Origin of the sequence: Rhodovastum atsumiense, from assembly GCF_937425535.1 — a bacterium.
Lineage (GTDB): Bacteria > Pseudomonadota > Alphaproteobacteria > Acetobacterales > Acetobacteraceae > Rhodovastum > Rhodovastum atsumiense.
Map to the genome: position 1 here is coordinate 460,126 of NZ_OW485601.1, position 25,176 is coordinate 485,301.

The following is a 25,176-nucleotide window of genomic DNA, read 5'->3' on the forward strand; positions in this document are numbered from 1 at the left end:
TGGGATCCAAGGGCTTTGCCCTTGGTGGAGGTCCAGGAGGCAAAGCCTCCTGGCGGGGCACGGGGCAGCGCCCCGTTACGCGGTATCAAGCAGGCGGCGATAGGACGCGAGGGCAGTGAGTTCCCGTATCGGCCGTTCGGCCAGCACGTCCGGCTGTCCGGCGTGGACCGTGCCCGCCTCGCCATCAAGGGCAATGGTATCGCCTTCGGCAAAGCTCCGCTCGCCGATGCGGCAGGTGCGCGCACCAAGGTCGATCGTCAGGTCGGCGCAGCCGACGAGGCAGACCTTGCCGAGCTGGCGTGCCACCACCGCGGCGTGGCTGGTGCGCCCCCCGGTCGCGGTCAGCACGCCGGTGGCCGAGGCGAGTCCGGCGATGTCCTCGGTGGCGATGTCGTGGCGTACCAGGATCACCGGCCCTTCGGCGGCCATGCGCCCGGCGGTGGCGGCATCCAGGGCGATGGCGCCGCTGGCCACGCCGAGGCTGGCGACCTGCGCGCGGGCCAGCACGGGGCCGGCCTGCACGAAGCGGGTGCGCAGCACGGCCTGGGTCTCGATGCCGTCCACCAGGCGCAGCGCGTCGGCAGGGCCGATGAGTCCTTCTTCCACCAGGTCCACGGCGATGCGCAGCGCCGCCCAGGGCGTGCGCTTGGCGCGGCGGGTCTGCAGCAGCCAGAGCACGCCTTCCTGCAGCGTGAACTCGAAATCCTGCGCATCGCCGAACAGGGTTTCCAGCGTGCGCGCGGTGGTTTCCAGCTGTGCCACCACGCCCGGCAGCCGGCGGTTCAGGCGCTCGGTGCCGGCGACGGCGCGGCGGCCCGCCACCACGTCCTCGCCCTGCCCGCCCCAGGCGAAGTCTAGGTAAAGCTCGCGCAGCCCGGTCGCGGGGTTGCGGCTGAAGGCCACGCCCGCGCCCGAGGCACCGCCGGCATTGCCGAACACCATGGCCTGCACGGTCACCGCGGTGCCGGCCTCGTCGTCGATACCGTGCAGGCGCCGGTAGGTCGCGGCCTTGGGTGCATCCCAGGAACGGAACACCGCCGCCACCGCATGGCGCAACTGCGCGCGGGCATCCTCGGGGAAGGCGCCGCGGGACCCGGCGCGACGCTCCAGCATGGCGTGGGTCAGTGCCCGCAGCGCGCGATGGTCGAGTTCGCGCTCGTTTTCCGCTTCCGCAGCGATGAGTGCGGCGGAGAGCTGGTCGTCGAAACCGGCGGCGGGCAGGCCCTCCACGACCTCGGCATAGCCGGCGACGAAGCGGCGGTAGCAATCCCAGGCCAGGCGCGGATTGCCGGTCAGGCGGGTCATTCCCTCGGCCACGGCGGCATTCATGCCGACATCGAGCACGGTCTCCATCATGCCGGGCATGGACACCGCCGCCCCGGACCGCACGGACACCAGCAGCGGCCGGCGTGGACTGCCGAAGACGAGGCCGGTGGCCCGTTCCAGCGCTGCGATCCCGTCCGCCAGCGCCGCCGCCAGCGCCGCGTCGTCGATGCGGCCGGCGCGCCGGTCGCGGCACCAGGAAGTGGGCAGCACGAAGGCGGGCGGCACCGGCAAGCCAGCCGCCGCCATGCGCGCGAGGTTCCAGGCCTTGTTGCCCACCGCCGCCACGCCGCCGGGCGGCAACGCCGCGCCGGCCGCGATCACATGCACTGCGTCTGCCATGGCTCAGACCGGCATCGCGTTGCCGAGCACGACATCGCGCGTGATCAGGCCGGAGCGCTTCAGCGCGTCCGCCGCCTCCTCCAGCGCGCGGCCGATCTCGGAATAGAGGTGCAATTGCCGGAAATGCTGAGCGTGCTGCACGGCGGCGTGGCGCAGCGCGCGCTCGGCATCGTCGGCGGCATGCTCAAGCGCCAGGACGCGGTCGATCGCGACCAGGAAGTCGTCGGCATCCTCGTGCAGCGGCCCGCCCCCCTCGGTGCCGATGCTGCCGGCATGGCCGAGCGCCTTGATCCATTCCTGCGCGCCTTCCACCAGCAGGTCGGCCAGCGCCGTCAGCCGGTCGATGACGCGGCCGGCCGGATCCAGCCCGGCCAGCAGTTCCAGCAGGAAGGCGGCTTCTTCGAGTTGGTCGGCGGCATCGTCGGCGGATTCGGTCAGGCGCAGCACCGCTGCGTGGTCGGAACGGCGGCGCACCGCCTCGCGCAATTCGGCCAGGATCTCGTCGGCATCGTGCTCGAAGCGCCGGGCCCGGCGCGCGAGGCGGTCGAAGCCGCCCTCGCCGGCGCCCACCGCGGCGATGCCGTCGCGCACCAGCGTGGCGATCTCGAAGACCAGCCCGGCATGATCGGAGGCACGGCCGAGCAGGCGGCGTCCCTCGTTGCTGAAATGCGTCTGCAGCTCGGCGCGGATGCGGTCGCGGATCAGGCGCTGCGACCGGCGCGCGCGCAGCCCCTCGCTCGCGGTGCGCAGGACGAAGCGCACGAAGGCCTCCGCCGCCGCGTCGCCGAGCACGTCGCAGAGCCGGTCGCCGAAATGCATGGCGCTGCCGGCGGCCGCCTCGATCGCGTCGTAGATCAGCCGTGGCCCGCCAAGTTCGAGGAAGCCGCGATGACCAAGTTCCTCGTCGGCCGCCCAGCGCAGGACATCGACGCGGGCGGGGCCGCGCAGGAAGGGCCGCAGCGCCTTGCGCGCGCGGTTCCAGTCGATCAGGAACACCAGCCGCGAGCCCAGGACATCAAGCCAGGCCAGCAGCCCGGCCTCGTCCGTCGCTTCCAGCCGGCCGACCGTCATGTGGAACGGCGCGCCCTCGGCCAGTCCCGCCGCCAGCCTTGTGTCGGTGCCGGTCCAGCTCACCGGGAAGCGGTCGAACAGGGATTGCAGAAAGGCGAGCCGCTCGGCGTGTACGTCGGTGTAGGTGACTTCGGCGACCAGCCCCTCGACATGCACGACGATGACATGGGCGTCGGTGGTGCCGATGTCGTTCTGGATCACCAGCCTTTCGCCGCTGCGCGTCGCGGTGGTGGCCAGCCCTGGATGATCGAATTTCAGCGGCGCGGTGCGGTTGACCCCGGCCATGAAGGCGCGCACGCGGGCGCGGTCCCGCTCGTCGTCGAGGCCATAGACGGCGGCGCCGTCCAGGGTCTCGCGCGCCAGTGCCGCCTGCATCGCGTTCAGGGCCCGGTGCAGGTCCATCACCAGCTGGTGCAGGCTGTCCTCGCCGCGGCGCCCGGCCTGGGTCATGGCGGCGATGGCGGCGGGATCGACCAGATCGTCGGCGGCCTGCGGCATCTCCGCCAGCAACGCTTCCAGCCGTGCCGCGAACTCGTCCCCCTGCGGGCCGGCCAGCACCGGGGCGGCCATCAGGCGCATCTCCGCCGCCACGCGCGCGAGCACGGCGCGGGCGGAGGGAATGGCGACGCGCGGCCCCGCGCGGCGGGCGCCCGCCACCACCGCGTCGAGCGATGCGTCCTCCACCCCGGCGGCGAGCCGTTCACGACGCAGGCCGGCGGCGGGCTGATCGGGATGGGCGGCGTGGCTGAGCGCCATCTGCAACAGGCTGAACAGGAACTTGACCCGGTCATTGGCCGCCAGCGCCGCATTCACCGCGGCCGCGTGCTGCAGCCCGGTTTCGCCGATCACATCGAGGACGTCGGTCTTCACGATCTTCCTCCTGGTTCGGTTTCACTCTCGGCAGCCGCGCGTGACCCCCTCCTTGACCTGCATCAAGCGTCTTCGCCTTGTCACGGTTCCGTCATCAACGCCCGGCGAGGCGCGGATCCAGCCGGTCGCGCAGCCCGTCGCCGAGCAGGTTGAGCCCGAGCACCGCCAGCGTGATCGCGACCCCCGGGAACACCGCCAGCAGCGGCGCGCGATAAATGAAGGTCTGGGCGTCGTTCAGCATCCGCCCCCAGCTCGGCTGCGGCGGCTGCGTGCCGAGCCCGACATAGGACAGGCCGGCATCGGCCACGATCGCCAGCGCGAACTGGATGGTGGCCTGCACCAGCAGCACGCCGGCGATGTTCGGCAGCACGTGGCGCAGCATGATCCCCGTTTCGGTCCGGCCGATCGCCCGGGCGGCCTCGACGAAATCCTGCGCGCGCACGGTCAGCGCGGCGCCGCGGGTGATGCGGGCGAAGACCGGGATGTTGAACAGGCCGATCGCCAGCATGGCGTTGGCGGCCCCCGGCCCGGCGAGGGCGGTGATCATCACCGCCGTCAGCAACGCGGGAAACGCGAAGGCGAGATCGCTCGTCCGCATCACCGCCTGGTCGATCCAGCGCCCGGAGGCCGCCGCCAGCGCGCCGAGCGGGATGCCGATCCCCGCCCCCACCGCCACCGCGATCAGCGAGACCAGCAGCGTGCTGCGTGCGCCGGCCATCAGCATGGACAGCACGTCGCGGCCGAACGGATCGGTGCCCATCCAGTGGGTGGCGGAGGGCGGCGCCAGCCGGTGCAGGATGTCGATGCGGGTCGGCGGATAGGGGGTCCAGACCAGCGACACCAGGGCCATCGCCACCAGCAGCGTGGTAAGCACGCCCCCCACCCACAGATTGGCCGCCTTCACGGCCCGCCCCACAGGATGCGCGGATCGAGCGCGTGATATGCCAGGTCCACCAGGAAGTTCACCACGATGACGCTGCCCGCCAGCAGCACCACGAGATCCTGCACCACGATCAGGTCGCGTTGCGCGATCGCCTGGAACACCAGCCGGCCGAGCCCGGGCAGGGTGAAGACGTTCTCGATGATGACAGTGCCGGCCAGCAGGAAACTGAACTGCAGGCCGATGATGGTGACCACCGGGATCAGCGCGTTCGGCACCGCATGCCGCCACAGCGCGGCGGCATCGGTCAACCCCTTGGCCCGCGCCGTGCGCACATAGTCCTGGCCCAGCGTCTCCAGCACCGAGGCGCGCGTCACCCGTGCCAGGATCGCCGCCTGCGGCAAGGCCAGCGCCAGCGCCGGCAGCAGCAGCGAATGCAGGCCGGGCCAGAGCCCCTGCTCCCAGCCGGCGAAGCCGCTGGCGGGGAACCAGCCCAGCCCGACGGCGAAGCCCAGGATCAGCAGGATGCCGAGCCAGAAATTGGGCAGGGCGACGCCAAGCTGTGTCACCCCCATCAGCCCGGCTTCCAGCGCGCTGCCACGTCGTGCCGCCGCGACCACGCCGGTCGGCACCGCGAGCGCGGTCGAGAGCAGGATGGCCAGCAACGCCAGCGGCAGGCTCACCATCACCCGCTCGGCGATCAGGCCGGCCACCGGCACACCATAGGTGTAGGACACGCCGAAATCGCCGCGCAGCATGTCGGCCAGCCACAGCGCGTAGCGCAGCCAGGGGGGCTGATCGAGGCCCATCTGCCGGCGCAGCGCCGCCAGCGTGTCCTCGCGCGCGGCGGTGCCGAGCATCAGCGCCGCCGGATCGCCCGGCAGCACGTTCAGCACCAGGAACACGACCAATGAGGCCGCGAGCAGCGTCAGCGCCAGCCCGATCAGCCGTCGCAGCAGGAAGCCGGTCACTCCGCCCAGCTCACTCCGGTGACGTCATTGGCCGGGATCGGGCTGTTCGCCCACAGGCCGCGCAGCTTCGCGTTCCACACCCCGACCTTCGCAAGCGCGAACAGGAAGACGTTGGGCTGATCCTCGCTGAGCCGGCGCTGCAACTGTCCGACCAGATCAAGCTGCCGGCCCGGATCGATCGCTTCCTGGTACTGGCGGAACAGCGCGCGGTACGCCTCGGAGCGGTAATTGAAGTAGTAGCTGTCGCGCGCGTAGATATCGAGGTCGCGTGGCTCGGTATGGCTGATGATGGTGGCGTCGTACTCGGCCTTGCGGAACACGCCGTCCAGCCACTGCGCCCATTCCACCGGCACCAGCTTCGCGGTCAGCCCGACCTGTTCGAGGAAGGCCGCGATCACCTCGCCGCCGCGGCGCGCGTAGGCGGGCGGCGGCAGCCTGATCTCGATCGTGGTGCCGGGCCGCACGCCGGCCTCCGCCAGCAGCGCCCGCGCCCGTGCCGGGTCGTAGGGATAAGCCCCGGTCAGGTCGACATAGCCGGGATCGGTCGGCACGTAATGCGAGCCGATCGGCGTGCCCACGCCGGACATCGCCCCCTCGATCAGCGCCTGCCGGTCGATGGCATGGGCCAGGGCCCGTCGCACCCGGATGTCGTCGAAGGGCTTGCGGGCTTCGTTCAGCGCCAGGAGGGTCTTGCCCTCGGTGGTGCCGACCACGACGGTGAAACGCCGGTCCGCGCGCAGCCGGTCGAGCGTCTCCGGGGCCGGGAAGTTCGGAAAGGCGTCGATGTCGCCGGCCATGACCGCGGCGGCGGCGGCGGCGGGGTCGCTGATGAAGCGGAACGTCACCGCCGCAAGGCGTGGCGGCGTTCCCCAGTAGGCGGGATTGCGCACCAGCTCGACGCGGTCGGACTTCACCCAGCGCTGGAAGCGGAACGGTCCGGTGCCGACCGGGGTGACCTTGTTGCCCGCCGCCGTGCCCGGGGAGACCATGACGGCATCACCCCAGCCCATGCCGAACAGGAAGCCGGCCGTCGGGCGATGCAGGGTGATCACCGCGGTGGCGGGGTCCGGGCAGTCGGTGCGCGCGATCGGCGCGAACAGCCCCTTCTGGGCGTTCACCGAGTCCGGTGCCATGGCCCGGCCGATGCTGAACCGCACCGTTTCGCAGTCGAAGGCCGCGCCGTCATGGAAGCGCACCCCGTCCTGCAGGTGGAACGTATAGGTCAGCCCGTCCGGGGAGACCGTCCAGTCGCGCGCCAAAGCCGGGCGCACCTGGCCGGCGGCATCGATGCGGACCAGGCCCTCGAAGATGTTCGCATAGGTCACCTCGCGGATCGCCGCGGCGGCCCCGGCGGTGGGATCGAGATGCGGCGGCTCCAGCACCATCCCCAGGCTCAGCCGGTCCTGCGCCTGTGCGGCGGGTGCCGCCAGGGCGGCGGCCAGCACGGCGACGAGCATTCTGTTCATAAGGTGTTCCCGGGTCGATGCGTCGATAAATCCAAAACGGTGCCCCCGGACCGGTCAAGGGGCCGGAGGCATAGCCCGGACGGAGCCGCCACCCCGCAACCATGGATCCCGATACCGTTCCGTGGCCGCGCCGGGTGGTTGACCGCCCCGGCGGCCTCGGCTTGATTGCCGCCCTTTTCCGGCCGGGAGCAGCGCCATGGGTCTCATCCGCGAGAGCATCACCCAGCTCGAGGACAGCCCGATCATCGATGTCTGGCGCCTGGGCTTCGGCCTGCCGGACGTCATCGGCCTGTGGGCCGGCGAGCCGGACGTGCCGACGCCGGCCTTCATCTGTGAGGCGGCCAGCCGGGCGCTGATGGAGGGCCACACCTTCTATTCCCCCAATCGCGGCATCCCGGAGCTGCGCGAGGCGCTGGCCGGGTATCACCGCCGCCTCTACGGACTCGACATCCCGGAGCGGCGCCTGACGCTGACCCAGTCCGGCATGCAGGCGGTGATGCTGGTGGCGCAGGCGATGGTGGAGCCGGGCGACAACGCCGTCGCCATCACCCCGTCCTGGCCGAACGTCATGCGGGCGATGCAGATCAACGGCGCCGCCATCCGCGAAGTGCCGCTCGGCCGCGGCAACGATGGCTGGCATCTCGACCTCGACCGGGTGTTCGCCAGTTGCGACGCCCGCACGCGGGTGATCTACACGGCCTCCCCGGCCAACCCGACCGGCTGGATGATGTCGCGCGCCGAGGGCGAGGCGCTGCTCGACTTCGCCCGCCGGCGCAACATCGCCTTGCTGTCCGACGAGGTCTACCACCGCATCGTCTATGCCGGCGAGGCCGCCTTCTCCCTGCTGGAGATCGCCGCCCCGGAGGACCCCGTCTTCGTGGTCAACAGTTTCTCGAAATCCTGGGCGATGACCGGATGGCGGATGGGCTGGATGGTCTATCCCGACGGGCTGGCGCCGGAATTCGAGAAGCTGATCCAGTTCAACACCTCCGGCGGCCAGGCCTTCCTGCAGCACGGCGCCATCGCGGCGCTGGAGCAGGGCGAGGATTTCGTGCGGTCCTTCGTCGCGCGCTGCCGCACCGGCCACGAGGTGGTGGCCGGGCGGCTCGCGCGCATGCGGCGGATCCGTGACATTCCGAACCAGGGCAGTTTCTACGCCATGTTCGAGATCGACGGCGTGTCCGACACGCTTGGCTTCTGCCGGCGTGCCGTCACCGAGGCGCGGATCGGCCTCGCCCCCGGCATTGCCTTCGGCGCCGGTGCGGACCGCATGGTGCGGCTGTGCTTCGCCAAGTCACCGGAATTGCTGCACCGCGCCATGGACCGGCTGGAAAGCTTCGTTGAAAATTACAAAGAGTAATAAATTAAATATTAACCTGAACATAACATATCACTTTCTGGAATAAATTGCATGTCTTGAACCATTTATAGTCATGGTCGATGGCAACTTGATTTCGGCTGCCACGTTTGGACGGTGCTGATTCTACGGGAGCATGAGAATGATCCGCACACGCACCGTCGCCGCCGTTGCGCTCGCCGCCGTGCTCGGCGCCGGCACGGCGCTGGCCCAGACCACCGGCTCAGGCATTTCCTCCGACACCCCCGCCACCACCCCTGGCAGCACCATGGGCAGCGGGGCCACCGGCACCACCGGTCGTGACCTCAATCCCGGCCATTCCGCCAGTTCCGCCACCCCGGCCGGCCCGACCATCGGCGCCAACACGCCGGGCGCGCGCAACGACACGCCCTCGGGCCGCAACCCGGTCCTGACCGACCAGAGCGCCGTGCGCGCGAGCAAGCTGATCGGCTCGTCGGTCTACAACGACAAGGGCGAACAGATCGGCAGCATCGACGACATCCTGATGGGCCAGGACAACAAGGCGCAGACCGCGGTGTTGTCGGTGGGGGGCTTCCTCGGCATCGGCGCCAAGCTCGTGGAAGTGCCCTATGAGCAGCTCCAGTTCGGCGACACCCGCGGCAGCAGCGAAAACCGCGTGAAGCTGCCCAACGCGACCAAGGACAGCCTGCAGAGCATGCCGGAATACCAGTACCGCGGCTCGCACGGCTGACGTGACGATGGCCGGTCCGCCGGTGGCGGGCCGGCCGCTTCCCCTCAGCTCACCATCACCGCGCGGATCTGCCCCTCGCGCCGCAGCACCTGCATGCCGGTCGACGCGCCCCGGCCGCGCAGGACCACGTCGATGCGCCCCGAATTCACCGCGAGGTTGCGCAGGATGACCTGTTCGGCGAAATCCGGCAGCACCGGGCGATCGAACACCACGGAATGCGTTGCCGGCTCGAAGCCGATGCCGAGCGCGGCCTGCAGCAGCCCGAGCGGTGCCACCGCCGCCCAGGCCTGGGGCGCGCAGGCGACCGGATAGAAGGTCGGCCCCTGCCCGCGCCGGCGGGCGAAGCCGCAGAACAGCTCCGGCAGACGGCGCAGGTCGATATGCACGCAGGCCTCGAACAGCCCGTGCAGGATGCGTGCCGCCGCCTCGTGCTGGCCGTAGCGGGTCAGCCCGAGCCCGATCAGGGCGTTGTCGTGCGGCCAGACCGAGCCGTTATGGTACGACATCGGGTTGTAGCGGGCCTCGCCGACGGCGACCGTCCGCACCCCCCAGCCCGAGAAGAAACTCGGGTCCATCAACTGCCGCCCCACCCGCGCCGCCCGCTCCGGCGACGGCACGCCGCAGAGCAGCAGGTGCCCGGCATTGGAGCTGCGCACCCGGCAGGGACGCTTCTCGCCGTCCAGGGCGAGCGCGTAGGTGCCCAGATCCTCGCACCAGAACGCCGCCTCGATCCGGTCCCGCAGCGTCGCGGCCTGGGTGGCGAGGGCGGCGGCCCGCGCCGTGTCGCCCAGGGCGGCGGCGATGCGCGAGGCCGCCAGCCGCGCCGCATACGCATACCCCTGCACTTCCACCAGCGCGATCGGCCCCTCGGCGAGGCCGCCATCGGCGTGGAAGACCGAATCGTGGCTGTCCTTCCAGCCCTGGTTGGCCAGGCCGCTCTCGGTCTGGCGGAAATACTCGACGAAGCCGTCGCCGTCGCGATCGGCATGGGTGTCGAGCCAGTCCAGGGCGGCGAGGATATGCGGCCACAGCCGTTGCATGGTCGCCACATCGGCGGTGCGTTCCAGGTAGGCACCGGCCAGCATGACGAACAGCGGGGTGGAATCGACGCTGCCGTAGTAGCGGCGGAACGGCACCTCGCCCAGTTCGGCCATCTCGCCGCGCCGCACCTCGTGCAGGATCTTGCCCGGCTCGGCGTCGGCCACCGGGTCCACCGTCTGCGCCTGGTTGGCCGCGAGGTGCAGCAGCACGCCGCGGGCGATCGCCGGGTCCATCCACAGCACCAGCAGCGCCGTGATCATGGCGTCGCGGCCGAAGGCGGCGCTGAACCAGGGAATGCCGGCATAGGGATAGGGCCCTTCCGGCGTGTCGGTCACCAGCATGGTCAGGTCGGAGATGCTGCGCCGCACCGATTCATTGAAGATGTCGTTGGAACTGTCCACCGAGGCCGCCCGCCCCGCCGCCTGGCGCAGGGCCCGCCGCGATTCGCGCAGGCAGGCGAAGAAGGCATCGGTCGGCGGGCGCGTCTGCGTCGCCGGATCGACGTCGCAGCCGATCTCGAAGGTGATCTCGGCCCGCCCGGCGGCAGGCAATTCGAGCCGGAAGCGCGCCCGGGCGCTTTCCAGCTGCGCCGGGGCCGGGCTGAAGCGCAGCGTGGCGCTGCGATCCTGCCCGTCGAGCCCGGTATAGGCCAGGATGATGCGGTCGGCCTCGATCCGCGGCCCATGCCGCCGCCCCCGCTGCGTCCGCGTGCTGCCCCGCACTTCGAACAGGTCGGCGAAATCCGCGGCGAAGCGCAGCTCGATCGGCACCGAGAGCGGAACATTGGCGAAGCTGCGCACCACGATCCGCTCGTGGAAGGTGGCCTGCCACAGGAAGGTGGAGCGGCGGATATGCACCTGGTCGTGCTCCAGCACCAGTTTCCCGTCCTCGAACAGGTCGGGGTTGGTGAGGTCGCAGGTCAGGGTTGCGTTGTCCTCGCGCAGGGTGGAGCTCAGCAGCATCGGCCGCCCGCCCCCCACCAGCAGTTCCAGCAGGGAGAGATACCGGGTGTCGCGGTGGTACAGCCCTTCGGTGCCGCCGCCGAGCGGCATGTTGCCGTTGCGGTCGAGCACCGCGAAGGTGTCGCCGTGCTTGAGCGTGCGCGGTCGTGTCTCCTGGATGCTGGCGGTCGCGGGGATGAAGTAGGGATCGAGGTCGCCGGGGGCGGTGGAAACGTTCACGGCAGCTCCTGCGGGGCAGACGGGAAGTTTTCAGGGTGCGGTCCCTAGGTGCGCTTCCCCTCGCACCATCGAAACCCGCGCGTGAATTCACGCTCGCGTGAAATTTCCATGGGATACGAAGCAAGGCTTCATTTGTGTTGAGGTAACTCAATATTTTCAGAACTGTGCATCGCCGGATCAGGACAACTGCCTATCCCCACAGGCGAACCCGCCCCGGCGCGGCGCCCCCCTCCTGCCCTGCCCGCCCGCCTGCGCCCTCGCGAAGGCGGCCCCATGCATGACGGAACCGCGCTTGCATCCCCGCCCGCCTTCGGCCATATCCCCCCCGCCGGCGGCATGGGGCCGCCGGCAATCCACACGCAGGGCGCCTTCCGTCCCGAGTTCATCGGGTGCGGATCCGGTGCCGTATTGGCGTTTCGCCCTGCGGAGGCTCAACCGGACGGAAGGAAGGACACGCTCATGGCGATGCCCGAATTCACGCTGCGTCAGCTGCTCGAAGCCGGCGTTCATTTCGGCCACCACACCCGGCGCTGGAACCCGCGCATGGCGCCGTTCCTGTTCGGCGTGCGCAACCAGGTCCACATCATCGACCTGCAGCAGACCGTGCCGATGCTCGACCGCTCGCTGCGCGCGATCCGTGACGTGGTCGCCGCCGGTGGTCGCGTGCTGTTCGTCGGCACCAAGCGCGCCGCCGCCGACTATGTCGCCGACAGCGCCCGCCGCTGCGGCCAGTATTATGTCAACCACCGCTGGCTCGGCGGCATGCTGACCAACTGGAAGACCATCACCGGCTCGATCAAGCGGCTGCGCCAGATCGACGAGATGCTCGCCGGCGACACCCAGGGCCTGACCAAGAAGGAAATCCTGGACATCACCCGTGACCGCGAGAAGCTCGAGCGCGCGCTCGGCGGCATCAAGGACATGGGCGGCCTGCCGGACATCCTGTTCATCATCGACACCAACAAGGAAAAGCTGGCGGTCGAGGAAGCCAACAAGCTCGGCATCCCCGTGGTCGCCGTGCTCGACAGCAACTCCGACCCCTCCGGTGTCACCTTCCCGATCCCGGGCAACGATGATGCCATCCGTGCGATCACGCTGTACTGCGACCTGGTCGCCGGCGCGGTGCTGGACGGCATCTCCGCCGAGATGATCGCTTCGGGCCGTGACATCGGCGCCGCCGAGGACCTGCCGCCCGAGTCCCTGCCCGAGACTGCCCCCGCGGCCGAGACCGCCCCGCAGCCGGCCGCCGAGTAAGGAGACCCCAGCATGGCTGAGATCACGGCCGCCCTCGTCAAGGATCTGCGCGAGCGGACCGGCGCCGGGATGATGGACTGCAAGAAGGCGCTGACCGAAGCCGCCGGCGACATGGAAGCGGCGATCGACTGGCTGCGCAAGAAGGGCCTGTCCGCCGCCGCCAAGAAGTCCGGCCGCGTCGCCGCGGAAGGACTGGTCGGCGTCGCCTCCGGCCCGAATGCCGCCGCCCTGGTCGAGGTGAACGCCGAGACCGACTTCGTCGCCCGCAACGAAACCTTCCAGGGCTTCGTGACGGAAGTGGCCAAGGTGGCGCTAGCGGTCGGCGAGGACATCGAGGCGATCAAGGCCGCCGCCTATCCCGGCACCGGCCGCACCGTCGGCGAGGAGCTTACCCACCTCGTCGCCACCATCGGCGAGAACATGAACATCCGGCGCGCCCGGGTGCTGACTGTTCCGCAGGGGGTGGTCGCCACCTACGTGCACTCGGCGGTCAAGCCCGGCCTGGGCAAGATCGGCGTGCTCGCCGCGGTCAAGGGCAGCTCCGAGATCGGCGCGCTGGAAACGCTCGGCCGCCAGATCGGCATGCACGTCGCCGCCGCCCGCCCCGAGGCGCTGGACGTTGATTCGGTCGATCCGGCGGCGCTGGATCGCGAGCGCGCGGTGCTCTCCGAGCAGGCCCGTGCCTCCGGCAAGCCCGAGGCCATCATCGAGAAGATGGTCGAAGGCCGCATCCGCAAGTACTACGAAGAAGTGGTGCTGCTGGAGCAGGTCTGGGTGCATGACGGCGAGAGTCGGGTGCGCGCGGTGCTGAAGAAGGCGGGCGCGGAGCTCACCGGCTTCGCCCGCTTCCAGCTTGGCGAAGGCATCGACAAGCAGACCGGTGATTTCGCCGCCGAGGTCGCTGCCGCCGCCGGTATCGCCCCGGTGGCCTGAGGCCACGTCTTAACCCCAAGTGGAGTGCCGGCACGCGTCGTTCACCTGCGCGTGTCGGCATACCCCCGCGTCTTGTCGCGCGGGAGCGGCCCCTGTAGCGTGCGGCCGCGCCGGCGTCCGCAGCACAGCATGGAACGATGAGCCCGACTCCCGCCTATAAACGTGTACTGCTTAAGGTCTCCGGCGAAGCCCTGATGGGGGAGCGGGATTACGGCCTCGATACCGAGACCGTCACCCGCATCGCCGCCGACGTTGCCGATGTCTGCGCCATGGGCGTGCAGGTCAGCCTCGTGATCGGGGGCGGCAACATCTTCCGTGGCGTCTCGGCCGCGGCCGGCGGCATGGACCGCGCCCAGGCCGACTATATGGGCATGCTGGCCACCGTCATGAACGCGCTGGCCATGCAGAACGCGCTGGAAAAGCGCGGCGTGCCCACCCGCGTGCAATCCGCCATTCCCATGGCCAGCGTCTGCGAGCCCTATATCCGCCGCCGCGCCGAGCGCCACATGGAGAAGGGGCGTGTCGTCATCTTCGCCGCCGGCACCGGGAACCCGTTCTTCACCACCGACACCGCCGCGGCCCTGCGCGCCGCGGAGATGGGGTGCAACGCCCTGCTCAAGGGCACCCAGGTCGATGGCGTCTATTCCGCCGACCCGCGCAAGCGCCCGGACGCGCAGCGCTACGAGCAGCTCACCTATCTCGACGTGCTCGCGCGCGACCTGGCGGTGATGGACGCGTCCGCCATCAGCCTCGCCCGGGAAAACCGGCTGCCGATCATCGTCTTCAACATCCACGCCCCTGGCGCCTTCGTGCAGGTCATGCGCGGCGAGGGGCGGTTCACCACCATCGTCGAGCCGTCCTGAGGCCCCCCGGCCCGGGCGGCCGCCCAGCATAGGAGGTTGCGGTGGCGACCGATCTGAACGAGCTGAAGACAGACCTGACGCGCCGCATGGACGGCGCGCTGGAAACGTTGCGGCGGGAATTCGCCGGCCTGCGCACCGGCCGCGCCAGCCCCGCCTTGGTCGAGCCGGTTCGTGTTCTCGCCTATGGCAGCGAGGTCCCGCTCAACCAGGTCGGCACCGTCGCGGTCCCGGAACCGCGCATGCTCACCGTGCAGGTCTGGGATCGCAGCCTGGTCAATGCGACCGTGGTGGCGATCCGCGATTGCGGCCTCGGCCTCAATCCCAGCGCCGACGGCCAGCTTGTCCGCGTGCCGATCCCGCAGTTGACCGGCGAGCGCCGCATCGAGCTGTCCAAGGCCGCCCATCGCTATGCCGAGGGCACCAAGGTCGCGGTGCGCGGCGTCCGGCGCGACGGCATGGACCAGTCGCGCGCCCTGGAGAAGAAGGGCACGATCAGCCAGGACGAGGAAAAGCACTGGGCCGAGGAGATCCAGAAGCTGACCGACTCCTACATCAAGCGCATCGACGATGCGCTTGCGGAAAAAGACAAGGAAATCAAACAGGTCTGATCGAGGTGCGGCAGGTGGCCATGTCGAGCCAGGCGGCGATCGAGGATGGCGCCGAGGCCGATGACCCGGCGATGCCCGAGCCGGTGGCATCGCCGCCCCGGCATGTCGCCATCATCATGGACGGCAACGGCCGGTGGGCGGCCGGACGTGGCCTGCCGCGCGTCGCCGGTCACCGCGCCGGTGCCCAGGCCGTCCGCCGCACCGTGGAAGCCGCCATCCGCCATGGCGTCGGCTGGATCACCCTGTATGCGTTCAGCAGCGAGAACTGGCGCCGCCCGGCCAGCGAGGTGCTCGACCTGACCGGCCTGCTGCGCCACTACCTGCGCAGCGAGATCGCCGAACTGACGCGCGAGGGGGTGCGGCTGCGCTTCATCGGCGACCGGACCCGCTTCGATGCCGACATCGTCGGCCAGCTCACCCGCGCCGAGCACGACACCACCGGCAACACCCGTCTCAACCTGACGCTTGCCCTGTCCTACGGCGCCCGTGCCGAGATCCTCGCCGCCGCCCGCGCCGCCGCCCGCGCCGCGCGTGACGGCCAGCTCGACCCCGACGCGCTCGACGAGGCCGCCTTCGGCAGCCTGCTCTCCACCGCCGCCATGCCGGATCCCGACCTGATCATCCGCACCAGCGGCGAGCAGCGCCTGTCCAATTTCCTGCTCTGGCAATCCGCCTATGCCGAGCTGCTCTTCCTCGACGTGCTGTGGCCCGATTTCGGCCCGACGCACTTTGCCGAGGCCATGGCGGAATTTGCACGACGGGAGCGGCGATTTGGTGCACGTCCTGCCTGAAACCCTGCCCGCAGCGCCGCGGGTGCGCTGGGCTGACCTGCGTACGCGCGCGATTTCGGCGGCGGTGCTCGTCCCCCTGGCCCTGGCCTGCCTCTGGGTCGGCGGCTCCTGGTGGACCGCCCTGGTCGGGCTGGCCGCGCTCGGCCTCGGCATCGAGTGGGTGCAGCTCTCCGGCGGGCGCCTGACCCGGGTCTCCGGCCTGGCCGTGCCGCTCTCGGTGCTGGTGGCCGGCGCCGCCGTGGTCGAAGGCCACCCGCCGATCGCGCTGTCGCTGATCGGCATCTGCTTCCTGCTGGTGTGGTGGTACGGCCGCCGCCAGGGCCTGGCCGCGGGCGTGCCCTATCTGGGCCTCGCCACCGCCGCGCTGCTCTGGCTGCGGGCCGATCCCGAGGTGGGCCGTGTCAACCTGCTGTTCCTGCTCTGCGTGGTCTGGGCGAGCGATATCGGCGCCTATGTCGCCGGGCGGTTGATCGGCGGCCCGAAGCTTGCCCCGTCCATTTCGCCCGGCAAGACCTGGTCGGGGGCGGTCGGCGGATTGATCGCCGCCCTCGCGATCGGGGGCGGCGTGGCGCTGCTGGCCGGTGGCGGGGGGCTGGTCCATGTCCTGGCCGCCGCCGCCATGGTCGGGATCGCCGCCCAGCTCGGCGACCTGCTGGAAAGCGGGATCAAGCGGCATTACGGCGTCAAGGATTCGGGGCGGCTCATTCCCGGCCATGGCGGGCTGCTCGACCGGCTCGACGGGCTGATCATTGCCGCGCCCGTGGCCGCGTTGCTGGTCATGTCGCTCGGCCGTGGCGTAGTGTTGTGGCAATGATCTCGTTCCCGCGAAGGGCGCAATCGTGAAAACAATCACCGTGCTGGGCAGCACCGGCAGCATCGGCACCCAGACCATCGACCTGCTCGCCGCCGCCCCCGACCGCTTCCGCGTGATCGCCCTCGTGGGCGGGCGCAATGCCGCCCTGCTTGCCGAGCAGGCCCGCGCGCTGCGGGCCAGCCGTGCCGTGATCGCCGACCCGGCGGCGCATGCCACCCTGGCCGAGGCGCTCGCCGGCACCGGCATCGATGTCGCCAGTGGCCCGGAGGCAGTGGTCGAGGCCGCCGCGATGGATGCCGAGTACACGATGTGCGCCATCACCGGGGCGGCCGGCCTGCCCTCGACGCTGGCCGCCATCCGCCGCGGCAAGTCGGTGGCCCTGGCCAACAAGGAAGCGCTGGTCTGCGCGGGCGAGGTCATGCTGCGGGCCGTGCGCGACCACGGTGCCACGCTGCTGCCGGTCGATTCCGAGCACAACGCCATCTTCCAGTCGATGGCGGACGGCAATCGCGGTGCCATCGAGAAGATCGTGCTGACCGCCTCGGGCGGGCCGTTCCGCACCGCGACGCTCGAGCAGATGCGCAACGCCGGCCCGGAGGCCGCGCTGAAGCATCCGGTCTGGTCGATGGGCGCCAAGATCAGCATCGACAGCGCCACGATGATGAACAAGGGGCTGGAGGTGATCGAGGCGGCGCGGCTGTTCTCGCTGCCCTCCGAGCGGATCGGCGTGCTGATCCACCCGCAATCGGTGGTCCACGGCCTGGTCTATTACAGTGACGGCAGCGTGCTGGCGCAGCTCGGCAGCCCGGACATGCGCGTGCCGATCGGCCATACCCTGGCCTGGCCGGAACGGATCGCCACCGGGGCCACCCGCCTCGACCTGGCGCTGCGCGGCCGGCTGGACTTCGAGGAACCCGACCTCACCCGCTTCCCCGCCCTGACTTTGGCACGCGATGCCTTGCAGGCGGGGGGCGGTGCCCCCACCATTCTCTCTGCCGCGAACGAGATCGCGGTGGAAGCCTTCCTGGCGCGCCGGATCGGTTTCCTCGACATTGCCGGCACGGTGGCGCGCGTGCTCGACGAGATCGGCCCGCAGCCGGCGGATTCGCTGGACGAAGTGGTCGAACTCGATGGTCGGGCGCGCCGCGTCGCCCGCCGGATCTGCGAAACCCAGGCGCGCTCGGCCGCCTGACGGCGAGGACCCATGTTCGACTTCCTGCCCGATTTCCTGCGCACGCCCGTCGCGTTTGTCATCGTCCTGGGCGTGTTGGTGTTCATCCACGAACTCGGGCACTACCTCGCCGCGCGCTGGGTGGGCGTGCATGTCGAGACCTTCTCGATCGGCTTCGGCCGTGCCATCGCCTCCTGGACCGACCGCCGCGGCACGCTGTGGAAGGTCGCCTGGATTCCCCTCGGCGGCTTCGTGAAGCTGCACGGGCAGGAACGTCCGGAAGACGTGTCGGCGGAAGAACGCGCCCTGTGGCAGCCCGGCCGCACCTTCCATGAAAAGACGGTCGGCGCCCGCGCGCTGGTGGTGGCGGCCGGCCCCGCGGCCAATTTCCTGCTGGCCGCCGTGCTGTTCGCCTTCCTGTTCGCGGCGACCGGGCGGCCGGTCAACGTGCCGGTGGTGGGCGAGGTCGTCGCCGGCTCGGCCGCTGCCCGCGCCGGGCTGCAGGTCGGCGACCGCATCGAGGCGATCGACGGCGCGGCGATCACCCGCTTCGAGCAGATCCAGCAGATCGTGGCGGCAAGCCCGGGTCGCCAGCTACGGCTGGACGTCGCCAGCGGCGGCGCCTCGCACGACGTGCTGCTGACCCCCGACACCCGGGAAGCCGGCGGGCGCCAGGTCGGCGTGCTTGGCATCCGCGCCAACGCGGTCGAATACGAGCAGCTCTCGCTCCTGGAAGCGGTCCCCGCCGGCATCGTCCAGACCTGGGATGTCACCGCGCAGACGCTGGCCGGGGTCTGGCAGATGATCAGCCAGAACCGCGGCACCGAGGATCTCGGCGGGCCGCTGCGGATCGCCCAGCTTTCCGGGCAGGTTGCCCAGCTCGGCCTCGCCTCGCTGGTGTCCTTCATCGCCGTGCTGTCGGTGAACCTCGGCCTGATCAACCTGTTCCCGATCCCGGTCCTGGATGGCGGCCATCTGCTGTTCTACCTGGCCGAGGCCGTGCGCGGCCGCCCGCTGCCCCCGCGCGCGCAGGAATATGGCTTCCGGGCCGGGCTGGCCCTGATCCTCGGCCTGTTCGTGTTCGCGACCTGGAACGATCTGACCCATATCGGCCTGTTCCGCTGGGTCGCCGGCGTGCTGGGCTGACGCCCGGCGCGCAGGGGGTGCCCCGCGCCCCCTGCGCCTTCGCGCGGTATTATCGTCAGCCGCGCCCTCCCCAACCAACCATCGGCATGCGGGAGCCTCGCCCCCGGCCTTCCCGGGCGGGGTAGCGCACGCCTCACGGCGCGGCTATTGTCCGGCCCGCTTGACCGTCCGGTCGAGTCTTCTGTTGTCGCCACCCTGCAGTGGGGAGTTGGTTGCCGTTGCGTACTCGCGCTGCGTTGCTGGCGTTCGTGAGCGCCTCGTCGCTCATCGTCCCGGATCTGGCATCCGCCCAGCCACGGCGTGCCGCCACTCGTCCTCCCGCGGCCCCGGTGCAACGCACGGTGGCCGGCGACACGATCACGACGATCCGGGTAGAGGGCAACCAGCGAATCGAGGAAGGCACGATTCGCTCCTACATGCTGGTTCAGCCCGGCGATCCCTATGACGCCGACCGGATCGACCGCAGCCTCAAGACGCTGTACGCGACCGGCCTGTTCGCCGATGTCAGCATCAGCCGGGACGGCAGCGGGCTGGTGGTGCGGGTCAAGGAAAACCCGATCGTCAACCGCATCGCCTTCGAGGGCAACCACAAGCTCAAGGACGACGCGCTGCGCAGCGAGCTGCAATTGCGCCCGCGCGCGGTGTACACCGCCGCCCTCGCCCAGGCCGACCGGCAGCGCATCCTCGATCTCTACGCCCGCCGCGGCCGCTTCGCCGCCCGCGTGGAGCCGAAGATCGTCGATCTGGGGCAGAACCGGGTCGACGTGGTGTTCGAGATCACCGAGGGCGACACCACCCTGATCAGCCGCATCGCCTTCGTCGGCAACAAGGCGTTCAGCGAGAACCGGCTGAAGGAAGTGGTGGGCAGCCGGGAAAGCGCATGGTGGCGGTTCCTCTCCAGTTCCGACACCTATGACCCCGACCGCGTCGCCTACGACAAGGAATTGCTGCGCCGCTTCTACCTCAAGAACGGCTATGCCGATTTCGAGGTCACCGGCGCCGCCGCCGAGCTCGCCCCCGACAAATCGGCATTCTTCCTGACCTATACGGTGTCCGAGGGCGAGCGCTACCGGGTCAGCAAGGTCTCGGTGAATTCCTCGCTGCGCAACATCTCCAGTGAGTCCCTGCTGTCCGTGCTCGATATGGACAGCGGCGACTGGTACGATGGTGATTCGGTCGAGCGCACCACCCAGGCCCTGACCGACGCGGTGCAGAGCCGGGGCCAGCCTTTCGTCGACGTCAAGCCGCGGGTCTCGCGCGACCGCGAGAAGCATACGATCGAGCTGGTGTTCGACGTGACCGAAGGGCCACGCGTCTATGTCGAGCGCATCGACATCACCGGCAACACCCGCACCATGGACAAGGTGATCCGGCGGGAATTCCGTCTCGCCGAGGGTGACGCCTTCAACGCGGCCCTGCTGCGACGCTCCCGCCAGCGCCTGCAGGACCTGAACTACTTCAATTCCGTCACGCTGACGCCGGTGCCCGGCTCGGCACCGGACCGGGCCAACATCAATGCCCAGATCGAGGAACGCGCCACCGGCGAGTTGACCATCGGCGGTGGCTACTCGACCGATTCCGGCGCGCTGGCCAATTTCGGCATCCGCGAGCGCAACCTGGTCGGCACCGGCATCGACACCGGCATCAATGCCCTGATCGCCCAGAAAAGCAGCCAGATCGACCTCTCGGTCACCGATCCGTATTTCCTCGACCGCAACCTGGTCGCCGGCATCGACGTGTTCCGCGTCACCAACGACAACCAGACGACCGCCGAATACAGCGAGCGGCGCCTCGGTTTCTCGGTGCGGCTCGGCTACGAGTTCAGCGAGCATCTGCGCCAGGCATGGGCCTATTCGCTCGTCAATCGTAATGTCTACGACGTGCAGTCCTCCGCCAGCCTTTACGTGCAGGAGGAAAAAGGCACGTCGCTGCTCTCGCAGATCGGCCAGACCCTCACGCTGGACTACCGCGACAGCCGCATCGACCCGCGCCAGGGCTGGGTCATGCGGGTCGGTGCCGACTTCGCCGGCATCGGCGGCGATGCGCACTACCTGCGCACCAAGCTCGACGGCACCTATTTCGTCCCGCTGGAACGGTATTTCGGCAGCAACGACTGGAACATCGCCATCTCGGGCGGCATCGGCTACCTGTTCACGCTCGGCAACAATGAAAAGATCATCGACCGGTTCTTCCTCGGCGGTGACAACCTGCGCGGCTTCCAGACCGGCGGCGCCGGCCCGCACGCCATCCCGACCCCGCAGTACAGCGGCGCCGACAGCCTCGGCGGGCGGTTCATCTGGACGCAATCGACCGAGTTCCGCTTCCCGCTGCCGGTTTCCGCCGATCTCGGCCTGTCGGGCCGGGTCTTCGTCGATATCGGCGCGCTCAGCCAGGTCAACCCGGTCACCGTGAACGGGGTGCAGCAGCCCTATACCGACGATGCCGCTCCGCGTGTCGGCGCCGGTGTCGGCGTCTCGTGGAAGACGCCGTTCGGCCTGATCAACATCGACCTCGCCCAGGCCGTGGTGAAGAAGGCCTACGACCAGACCCAGTTCTTCCGTTTCGGCTTTGGCACAAGGTTCTGAGTGCTCATGATACGTCTGCTCCCGACCGCCGCGCTCATCACCGGGGTGGTGCTCGCCATCCCCGCCGGCGCGCAGCAGAATCCGGACTATTTCATCCCCAACCAGCCGCGCCAGGCCCAGCCGGCGCCCGCCCCTGCCCGTCCCGCGCCGGCCCCGGCGCGCCCGTCACAGGCGCAGCGCCCCGTGCAGGTGGCGCCGCAGGCGGTCCCACCTGAGCCCGACCAGCCTCCCGTCCAGGTGGCGCTGCCGCCGCCGCCCGACATCCCCGCCTTGCCCCGCGGCGCCTCTCCGCCCGCGGCCGTGATCGGCGTGCTCGGCGTGCCGGAGGTGATGCGGGCCTCCACCGCCGCCCAGCAGGTCGAGAAGGTGATCGGCGAGCGGCGCGAGAAGCTGAATGAAGACGCGCAGAAGGAACAGACCGCCTGGCGCGACATGCAGCAGGCGCTGGCCAACGAGCGCGGTAAGCTCTCGGCCGAGCAGATCCGCGGCCGCGAGCGCGAGCTGCAGGACCGCATCACCAAGGCGCAGCGTGATTTCCGCGAGCGCGGCGCCATCATCCAGCAGGCGGCCCAGTACGGGCTGGCGCAGATCGAGCGCACGCTGGTGGGCGTGATCCAGCGCGTGGCGGAAAGCCGCGGCATGAACCTGGTGCTGCACCGCCAGCAGGTGGCGCTGAACGTCAACGAGTTCGACGTCACCGACGCGGTGACCGAGCAGCTCAACAAGGTGCTGCCCTCGGTGGTGATTCCGCCGGATGGCGTCTCGCCGGCGACGATGCAGAAATCGGCCAACGGCACGCCCGCCGCTCCCGCGGCGCAACAGAAGAAGTAGGCCGTGTCGGTCGCGCCGGTCGCAGGCGATACGCGGTTCTTCCTGCGCACCGGCCCGCATCCGCTGGCCGATGTCGTGGCGGCGGCGGGGGGCGAGGCACCGCCGCGCGCCCTGCTCCTGCACGGGGTCGCGCCGTTGCAGAGCGCGGGCCCCGATCAGGTCAGCTTCCTCGACAACCGCAAATACGCCGCCGCGCTGGAGGCCACCCAGGCCGGGGCGGTGATCGTGCATCCCGACATGGCCGGCCGGGTGCCGGCCGGCTCGGTCGCGATCGTCACCCCGGAGCCCTATCTCGGCTGGGCGCGGGTGGCGGCGATGTTCCATCCGCTGCCGCCCCTGCTGCCTGGCGCGCATCCGAGCGCGGTGATCGATCCCGCGGCGAAGGTTGACGCGACGGCCGAGATCGGCCCGCTCGCGGTCATCGGCGCCGGAGCCGAAATCGGCCCGCGCTGCCGCATCGGCGCGCATGCCGTGATCGGCGAGGGCGTGGTGCTCGGCGCGGATTGCCGGGTCGGCGCGCAGGCCAGCGTCAGCCACGCCCTGGTCGGCGCCCGGGTCTATATCTATCCAGGTGCGCGCATCGGCCAGGAAGGCTTCGGCTTCGCTCCCTCGCCCACCGGCTTCGTCACGGTGCCGCAACTCGGGCGTGTCGTGCTGGAAGACGATGTCGAGGTGGGCGCGAACAGCACCATCGACCGCGGCTCGGCCCAGGACACGGTGATCGGCGCGGGCTCGCGCCTCGACAACCTGGTCCAGATCGGGCACAACGTTCGCCTCGGGCGCTGCTGCGTGATCGTGGCGCAGGCTGGCATATCGGGCTCGACGATTCTCGAGGATTTCGTGCAGGTCGGTGGCCAGGGTGGCCTGACCGGTCATCTGCGCATCGGGAAGCGGGCCCGCATCGGCGCTCAGAGTGGCGTGATGGCGGACGTGCCCGCCGGGGCGGACGTGGTGGGCAGCCCCGCGATGCCGCTCCGGGAGTTCTTCCGCCAGGTGGCGATGCTGAAGCGGCTCGCCGGCCAGCGGCCGGCCCGGGCCGCTTCGGCCATTGATGAGGCAGCCGGCAAGCCGCCGGCGTAAAACAGGGCTGCGGACTGATCTGGGATGGACGGCACGGCACCAAAGGACGCGGGCGCGGCGGAAGCCGGCGCCCCCGACGTCATCGGGACAGTGGATATCGCGCGCATCATGCACGCGATTCCGCATCGGTATCCGTTCCTGCTGATTGACCGCGTGGTCGAAGTGGTGCGCAACCACTCCGCGGTTGGCATCAAGAACGTCACGGTCAACGAGAACTTCTTCCAGGGCCATTTCCCCGGACACCCGGTGATGCCCGGCGTGCTGATCATCGAGAGCATGGCGCAGACCGCGGCCGTGCTGGTGGTCGAGACGCTCGGCGAGGAAGCCGCCGGCAAGGTGGTCTACTTCATGTCGGTGGAAAGCGCGAAGTTCCGCCGCCCGGTGCAGCCGGGCGACCAGTTGCGCATCCACGTCACCAAGGACCGCAATCGCGGCAATGTGTGGAAGTTCAATGCCGTCGCCCGCGTCGACGGCGTTTCGGTGGCGGAAGCCACCTATGCCGCGATGATCATGTCCAAGGCGGCGGGCAGCTAGGCGTGGACACCTCGATCCATCCATCTTCGGTGGTGGCCCCCGGCGCCACCCTCGGCAGCGGCGTGCAGATCGGCCCGTTCTGCACCGTCGGCCCCGAGGCGGTGCTGGAAGACGGCGTCCGGCTGATCAGCCACGTGGTGGTGGAAGGCCGCACCCGCATCGGCGCCGGCGCCACCTTCTACCCGTTCGCCACCGTCGGGCTGCCGCCGCAGGACCTGAAATACGCCGGCGAGCCGACCGAGACGGTGGTCGGCGCCCGCACCGTCGTGCGCGAGCACGTCACCATCCATCGCGGCACGGTGACCGGGACGGGCATCACCCGCGTCGGCGCCGGCTGCCTGCTGATGGCGGTGGTGCACGTGGCCCATGACTGCGCGATCGGCGATGGCGTGGTGATCGCCAACAACGTGGTGATGGGCGGGCATGTCGAGATCGGCGATGGCGCCGTGATCGGCGGGGCCGCGGCGATCCACCAGTTCGTGCGCATCGGCCGTGCCGCCATGGTGGGCGGCGTGTCGGGCGTCGAGGCCGACGTCATTCCCTTCGGCAGCGTGATCGGCAACCGCGCCAGGCTGGCCGGGCTGAACGTGATCGGCCTGCGTCGCCGCGGCATCGAGCGCGCGCAGATCCACACCGTGCGCAACGCCTTCCGTCTGCTGTTCCGCGGCGAGGGCGTATTCGCCGACCGCGTGGCCGAGGCACGCCGGACCTGGGCCGAGGACCCGTTGGTGGGCGAGATCCTCGCCTTCATCGACGCCCCCAGCCGCCGCGGCCTGATCCGTGCCGCCATCGAGGACACGGATGACGCATGACCCCGGCCGCCCCCTCCCCGTGCGGGAGGGGGTGGGGGTGGAAGCGCACCTTCCCTCGCGCCCCGATCGCGTGCTGCGGCGCCGCGGCGCCGGCCGCTGTCAGTGCAGGCGGGAGTCGGCGGGGCGGACCAGTGCCGCGAAGGCGGCGAAACGGTCATCCTCGGGGGCTTCGGTCGTGCAGGCGACGATCGCCTGGCGCAAGGCGTCGAGGGTCCGGGGCAGCTCCAGCGAAGCCGCTTCCTCGGCCAGCATCTGCAGGCAGCGCAGAATGCCGCTCCCGGTTGGGATACACTCTTCGGCAAGATCGTCGAGTTCGGCCGTGTTGTCGAACAGGGCCAGGTCGTCTTCCGTCATTGCCTTCTCCTTGGAAGGTGCCCCGGCGGGATGGACGCTCCCACACAAAGCGGTCAATCGCGAATTCGTGATCGACGGTGCCCTGGTATGCCGCAAGCATCCGCCGCCACGCAACCAGAAAATGCTTGTTTCCCCTGAGTTTTTTGGTTCCATTCTGGCATTTTTATTTCGGCGCGATATTTGTCA

General features: G+C 70.0%; 22 protein-coding genes. 15 read left to right on the forward strand and 7 right to left on the reverse strand.

From position 1 onward, the window contains the following. Window positions 1-75: 75 nt before the first annotated feature. The 5 genes from NBY65_RS01920 to NBY65_RS01940 form a co-directional block, all read right to left on the reverse strand. On the reverse strand, window positions 76-1,665 hold the full coding sequence (locus NBY65_RS01920) for a PEP/pyruvate-binding domain-containing protein (protein WP_150039088.1): 1,590 nt from the start codon (window positions 1,663-1,665) through the stop codon (window positions 76-78). Window positions 1,666-1,668: 3 nt separating this feature from the next. Continuing rightward, entirely contained in the window at window positions 1,669-3,606 is a 1,938-nt protein-coding gene (locus tag NBY65_RS33770) for a DUF47 family protein (RefSeq protein ID WP_150039089.1), read from the reverse strand. 94 nt (window positions 3,607-3,700) lie between these two features. Next, a complete protein-coding gene (locus NBY65_RS01930; protein ID WP_239002651.1) occupies window positions 3,701-4,510 on the reverse strand; it encodes an ABC transporter permease in 810 nt (269 codons plus the stop codon). Continuing rightward, window positions 4,507-5,457 (reverse strand): ABC transporter permease, encoded by a 951-nt coding sequence (locus NBY65_RS01935; RefSeq protein WP_150039090.1) that lies wholly within the window; start codon window positions 5,455-5,457, stop codon window positions 4,507-4,509. Before NBY65_RS01935 ends, NBY65_RS01930 begins: the two co-directional genes overlap by 4 nt. Next, window positions 5,454-6,923 carry an ABC transporter substrate-binding protein gene (locus tag NBY65_RS01940; protein WP_150039091.1) on the reverse strand — a complete coding sequence of 490 codons (1,470 nt, stop codon included), beginning with the start codon at window positions 6,921-6,923 and terminating at the stop codon, window positions 5,454-5,456. Before NBY65_RS01940 ends, NBY65_RS01935 begins: the two co-directional genes overlap by 4 nt. Before the next feature lie 196 nt (window positions 6,924-7,119). On the opposite strand from NBY65_RS01940, the gene NBY65_RS01945 reads away from it, so the two are divergent. Both NBY65_RS01945 and NBY65_RS01950 read left to right on the forward strand, forming a co-directional pair. Beyond that, window positions 7,120-8,283, forward strand: a complete 1,164-nt coding sequence (locus NBY65_RS01945) for a pyridoxal phosphate-dependent aminotransferase (protein WP_150039092.1) — start codon at window positions 7,120-7,122, stop codon at window positions 8,281-8,283. Window positions 8,284-8,422: 139 nt separating this feature from the next. After that, window positions 8,423-8,992: a PRC-barrel domain-containing protein gene (locus NBY65_RS01950; RefSeq protein ID WP_162530382.1), complete on the forward strand. Its 570-nt coding sequence runs from the start codon at window positions 8,423-8,425 to the stop codon at window positions 8,990-8,992. Between the two features lie 44 nt (window positions 8,993-9,036). Here the strand turns inward: NBY65_RS01950 and NBY65_RS01955 are convergent, their stop codons facing one another. Next, window positions 9,037-11,214 carry an amylo-alpha-1,6-glucosidase gene (locus tag NBY65_RS01955; RefSeq protein WP_150039094.1) on the reverse strand — a complete coding sequence of 726 codons (2,178 nt, stop codon included), beginning with the start codon at window positions 11,212-11,214 and terminating at the stop codon, window positions 9,037-9,039. 459 nt (window positions 11,215-11,673) lie between these two features. Between NBY65_RS01955 and rpsB the strand changes: the two genes are divergently transcribed. The 13 genes from rpsB (at window position 11,674) to lpxA (ending at window position 24,636) form a co-directional block, all read left to right on the forward strand. Next, window positions 11,674-12,468, forward strand: a complete 795-nt coding sequence (gene rpsB, locus NBY65_RS01960) for a 30S ribosomal protein S2 (RefSeq protein WP_150039095.1) — start codon at window positions 11,674-11,676, stop codon at window positions 12,466-12,468. A 12-nt stretch (window positions 12,469-12,480) separates the two neighbouring features. Next, window positions 12,481-13,401 (forward strand): translation elongation factor Ts, encoded by a 921-nt coding sequence (gene tsf, locus NBY65_RS01965; RefSeq protein ID WP_150039096.1) that lies wholly within the window; start codon window positions 12,481-12,483, stop codon window positions 13,399-13,401. Window positions 13,402-13,538: 137 nt separating this feature from the next. Continuing rightward, window positions 13,539-14,264 (forward strand): UMP kinase, encoded by a 726-nt coding sequence (gene pyrH, locus NBY65_RS01970; protein ID WP_150039097.1) that lies wholly within the window; start codon window positions 13,539-13,541, stop codon window positions 14,262-14,264. A gap of 86 nt (window positions 14,265-14,350) precedes the next feature. Then, complete coding sequence (gene frr, locus NBY65_RS01975; RefSeq protein ID WP_239002662.1) at window positions 14,351-14,872, forward strand: ribosome recycling factor; 522 nt, start codon at window positions 14,351-14,353, stop codon at window positions 14,870-14,872. 71 nt (window positions 14,873-14,943) lie between these two features. Beyond that, window positions 14,944-15,663 (forward strand): polyprenyl diphosphate synthase, encoded by a 720-nt coding sequence (uppS, locus tag NBY65_RS01980; protein ID WP_150039153.1) that lies wholly within the window; start codon window positions 14,944-14,946, stop codon window positions 15,661-15,663. After that, window positions 15,647-16,477 (forward strand): phosphatidate cytidylyltransferase, encoded by an 831-nt coding sequence (locus NBY65_RS01985; protein WP_239002652.1) that lies wholly within the window; start codon window positions 15,647-15,649, stop codon window positions 16,475-16,477. Before uppS ends, NBY65_RS01985 begins: the two co-directional genes overlap by 17 nt. 25 nt (window positions 16,478-16,502) lie before the next feature. Beyond that, the gene (locus tag NBY65_RS01990) at window positions 16,503-17,669 is read left to right on the forward strand and encodes a 1-deoxy-D-xylulose-5-phosphate reductoisomerase (protein WP_150039100.1); all 1,167 of its coding nucleotides are present in this window, start codon (window positions 16,503-16,505) and stop codon (window positions 17,667-17,669) included. 12 nt (window positions 17,670-17,681) lie between these two features. Further along, window positions 17,682-18,794, forward strand: a complete 1,113-nt coding sequence (gene rseP, locus NBY65_RS01995; RefSeq protein WP_239002653.1) for an RIP metalloprotease RseP — start codon at window positions 17,682-17,684, stop codon at window positions 18,792-18,794. 218 nt (window positions 18,795-19,012) lie between these two features. Then, complete coding sequence (bamA, locus tag NBY65_RS02000; protein WP_239002654.1) at window positions 19,013-21,379, forward strand: outer membrane protein assembly factor BamA; 2,367 nt, start codon at window positions 19,013-19,015, stop codon at window positions 21,377-21,379. 6 nt (window positions 21,380-21,385) lie between these two features. Then, window positions 21,386-22,210 (forward strand): OmpH family outer membrane protein, encoded by an 825-nt coding sequence (locus NBY65_RS02005; protein ID WP_150039102.1) that lies wholly within the window; start codon window positions 21,386-21,388, stop codon window positions 22,208-22,210. A 3-nt stretch (window positions 22,211-22,213) separates the two neighbouring features. Next, entirely contained in the window at window positions 22,214-23,290 is a 1,077-nt protein-coding gene (gene lpxD / locus NBY65_RS02010) for a UDP-3-O-(3-hydroxymyristoyl)glucosamine N-acyltransferase (RefSeq protein ID WP_150039103.1), read from the forward strand. A 24-nt stretch (window positions 23,291-23,314) separates the two neighbouring features. Next, window positions 23,315-23,824, forward strand: a complete 510-nt coding sequence (fabZ, locus tag NBY65_RS02015) for a 3-hydroxyacyl-ACP dehydratase FabZ (protein WP_150039104.1) — start codon at window positions 23,315-23,317, stop codon at window positions 23,822-23,824. A 2-nt stretch (window positions 23,825-23,826) separates the two neighbouring features. Further along, the gene (lpxA, locus tag NBY65_RS02020) at window positions 23,827-24,636 is read left to right on the forward strand and encodes an acyl-ACP--UDP-N-acetylglucosamine O-acyltransferase (RefSeq protein ID WP_150039105.1); all 810 of its coding nucleotides are present in this window, start codon (window positions 23,827-23,829) and stop codon (window positions 24,634-24,636) included. A gap of 99 nt (window positions 24,637-24,735) precedes the next feature. On the opposite strand, the gene NBY65_RS02025 is transcribed toward lpxA, so the two are convergent. Further along, window positions 24,736-24,990, reverse strand: a complete 255-nt coding sequence (locus tag NBY65_RS02025) for a hypothetical protein (RefSeq protein WP_150039106.1) — start codon at window positions 24,988-24,990, stop codon at window positions 24,736-24,738. Window positions 24,991-25,176: the final 186 nt, after the last annotated feature.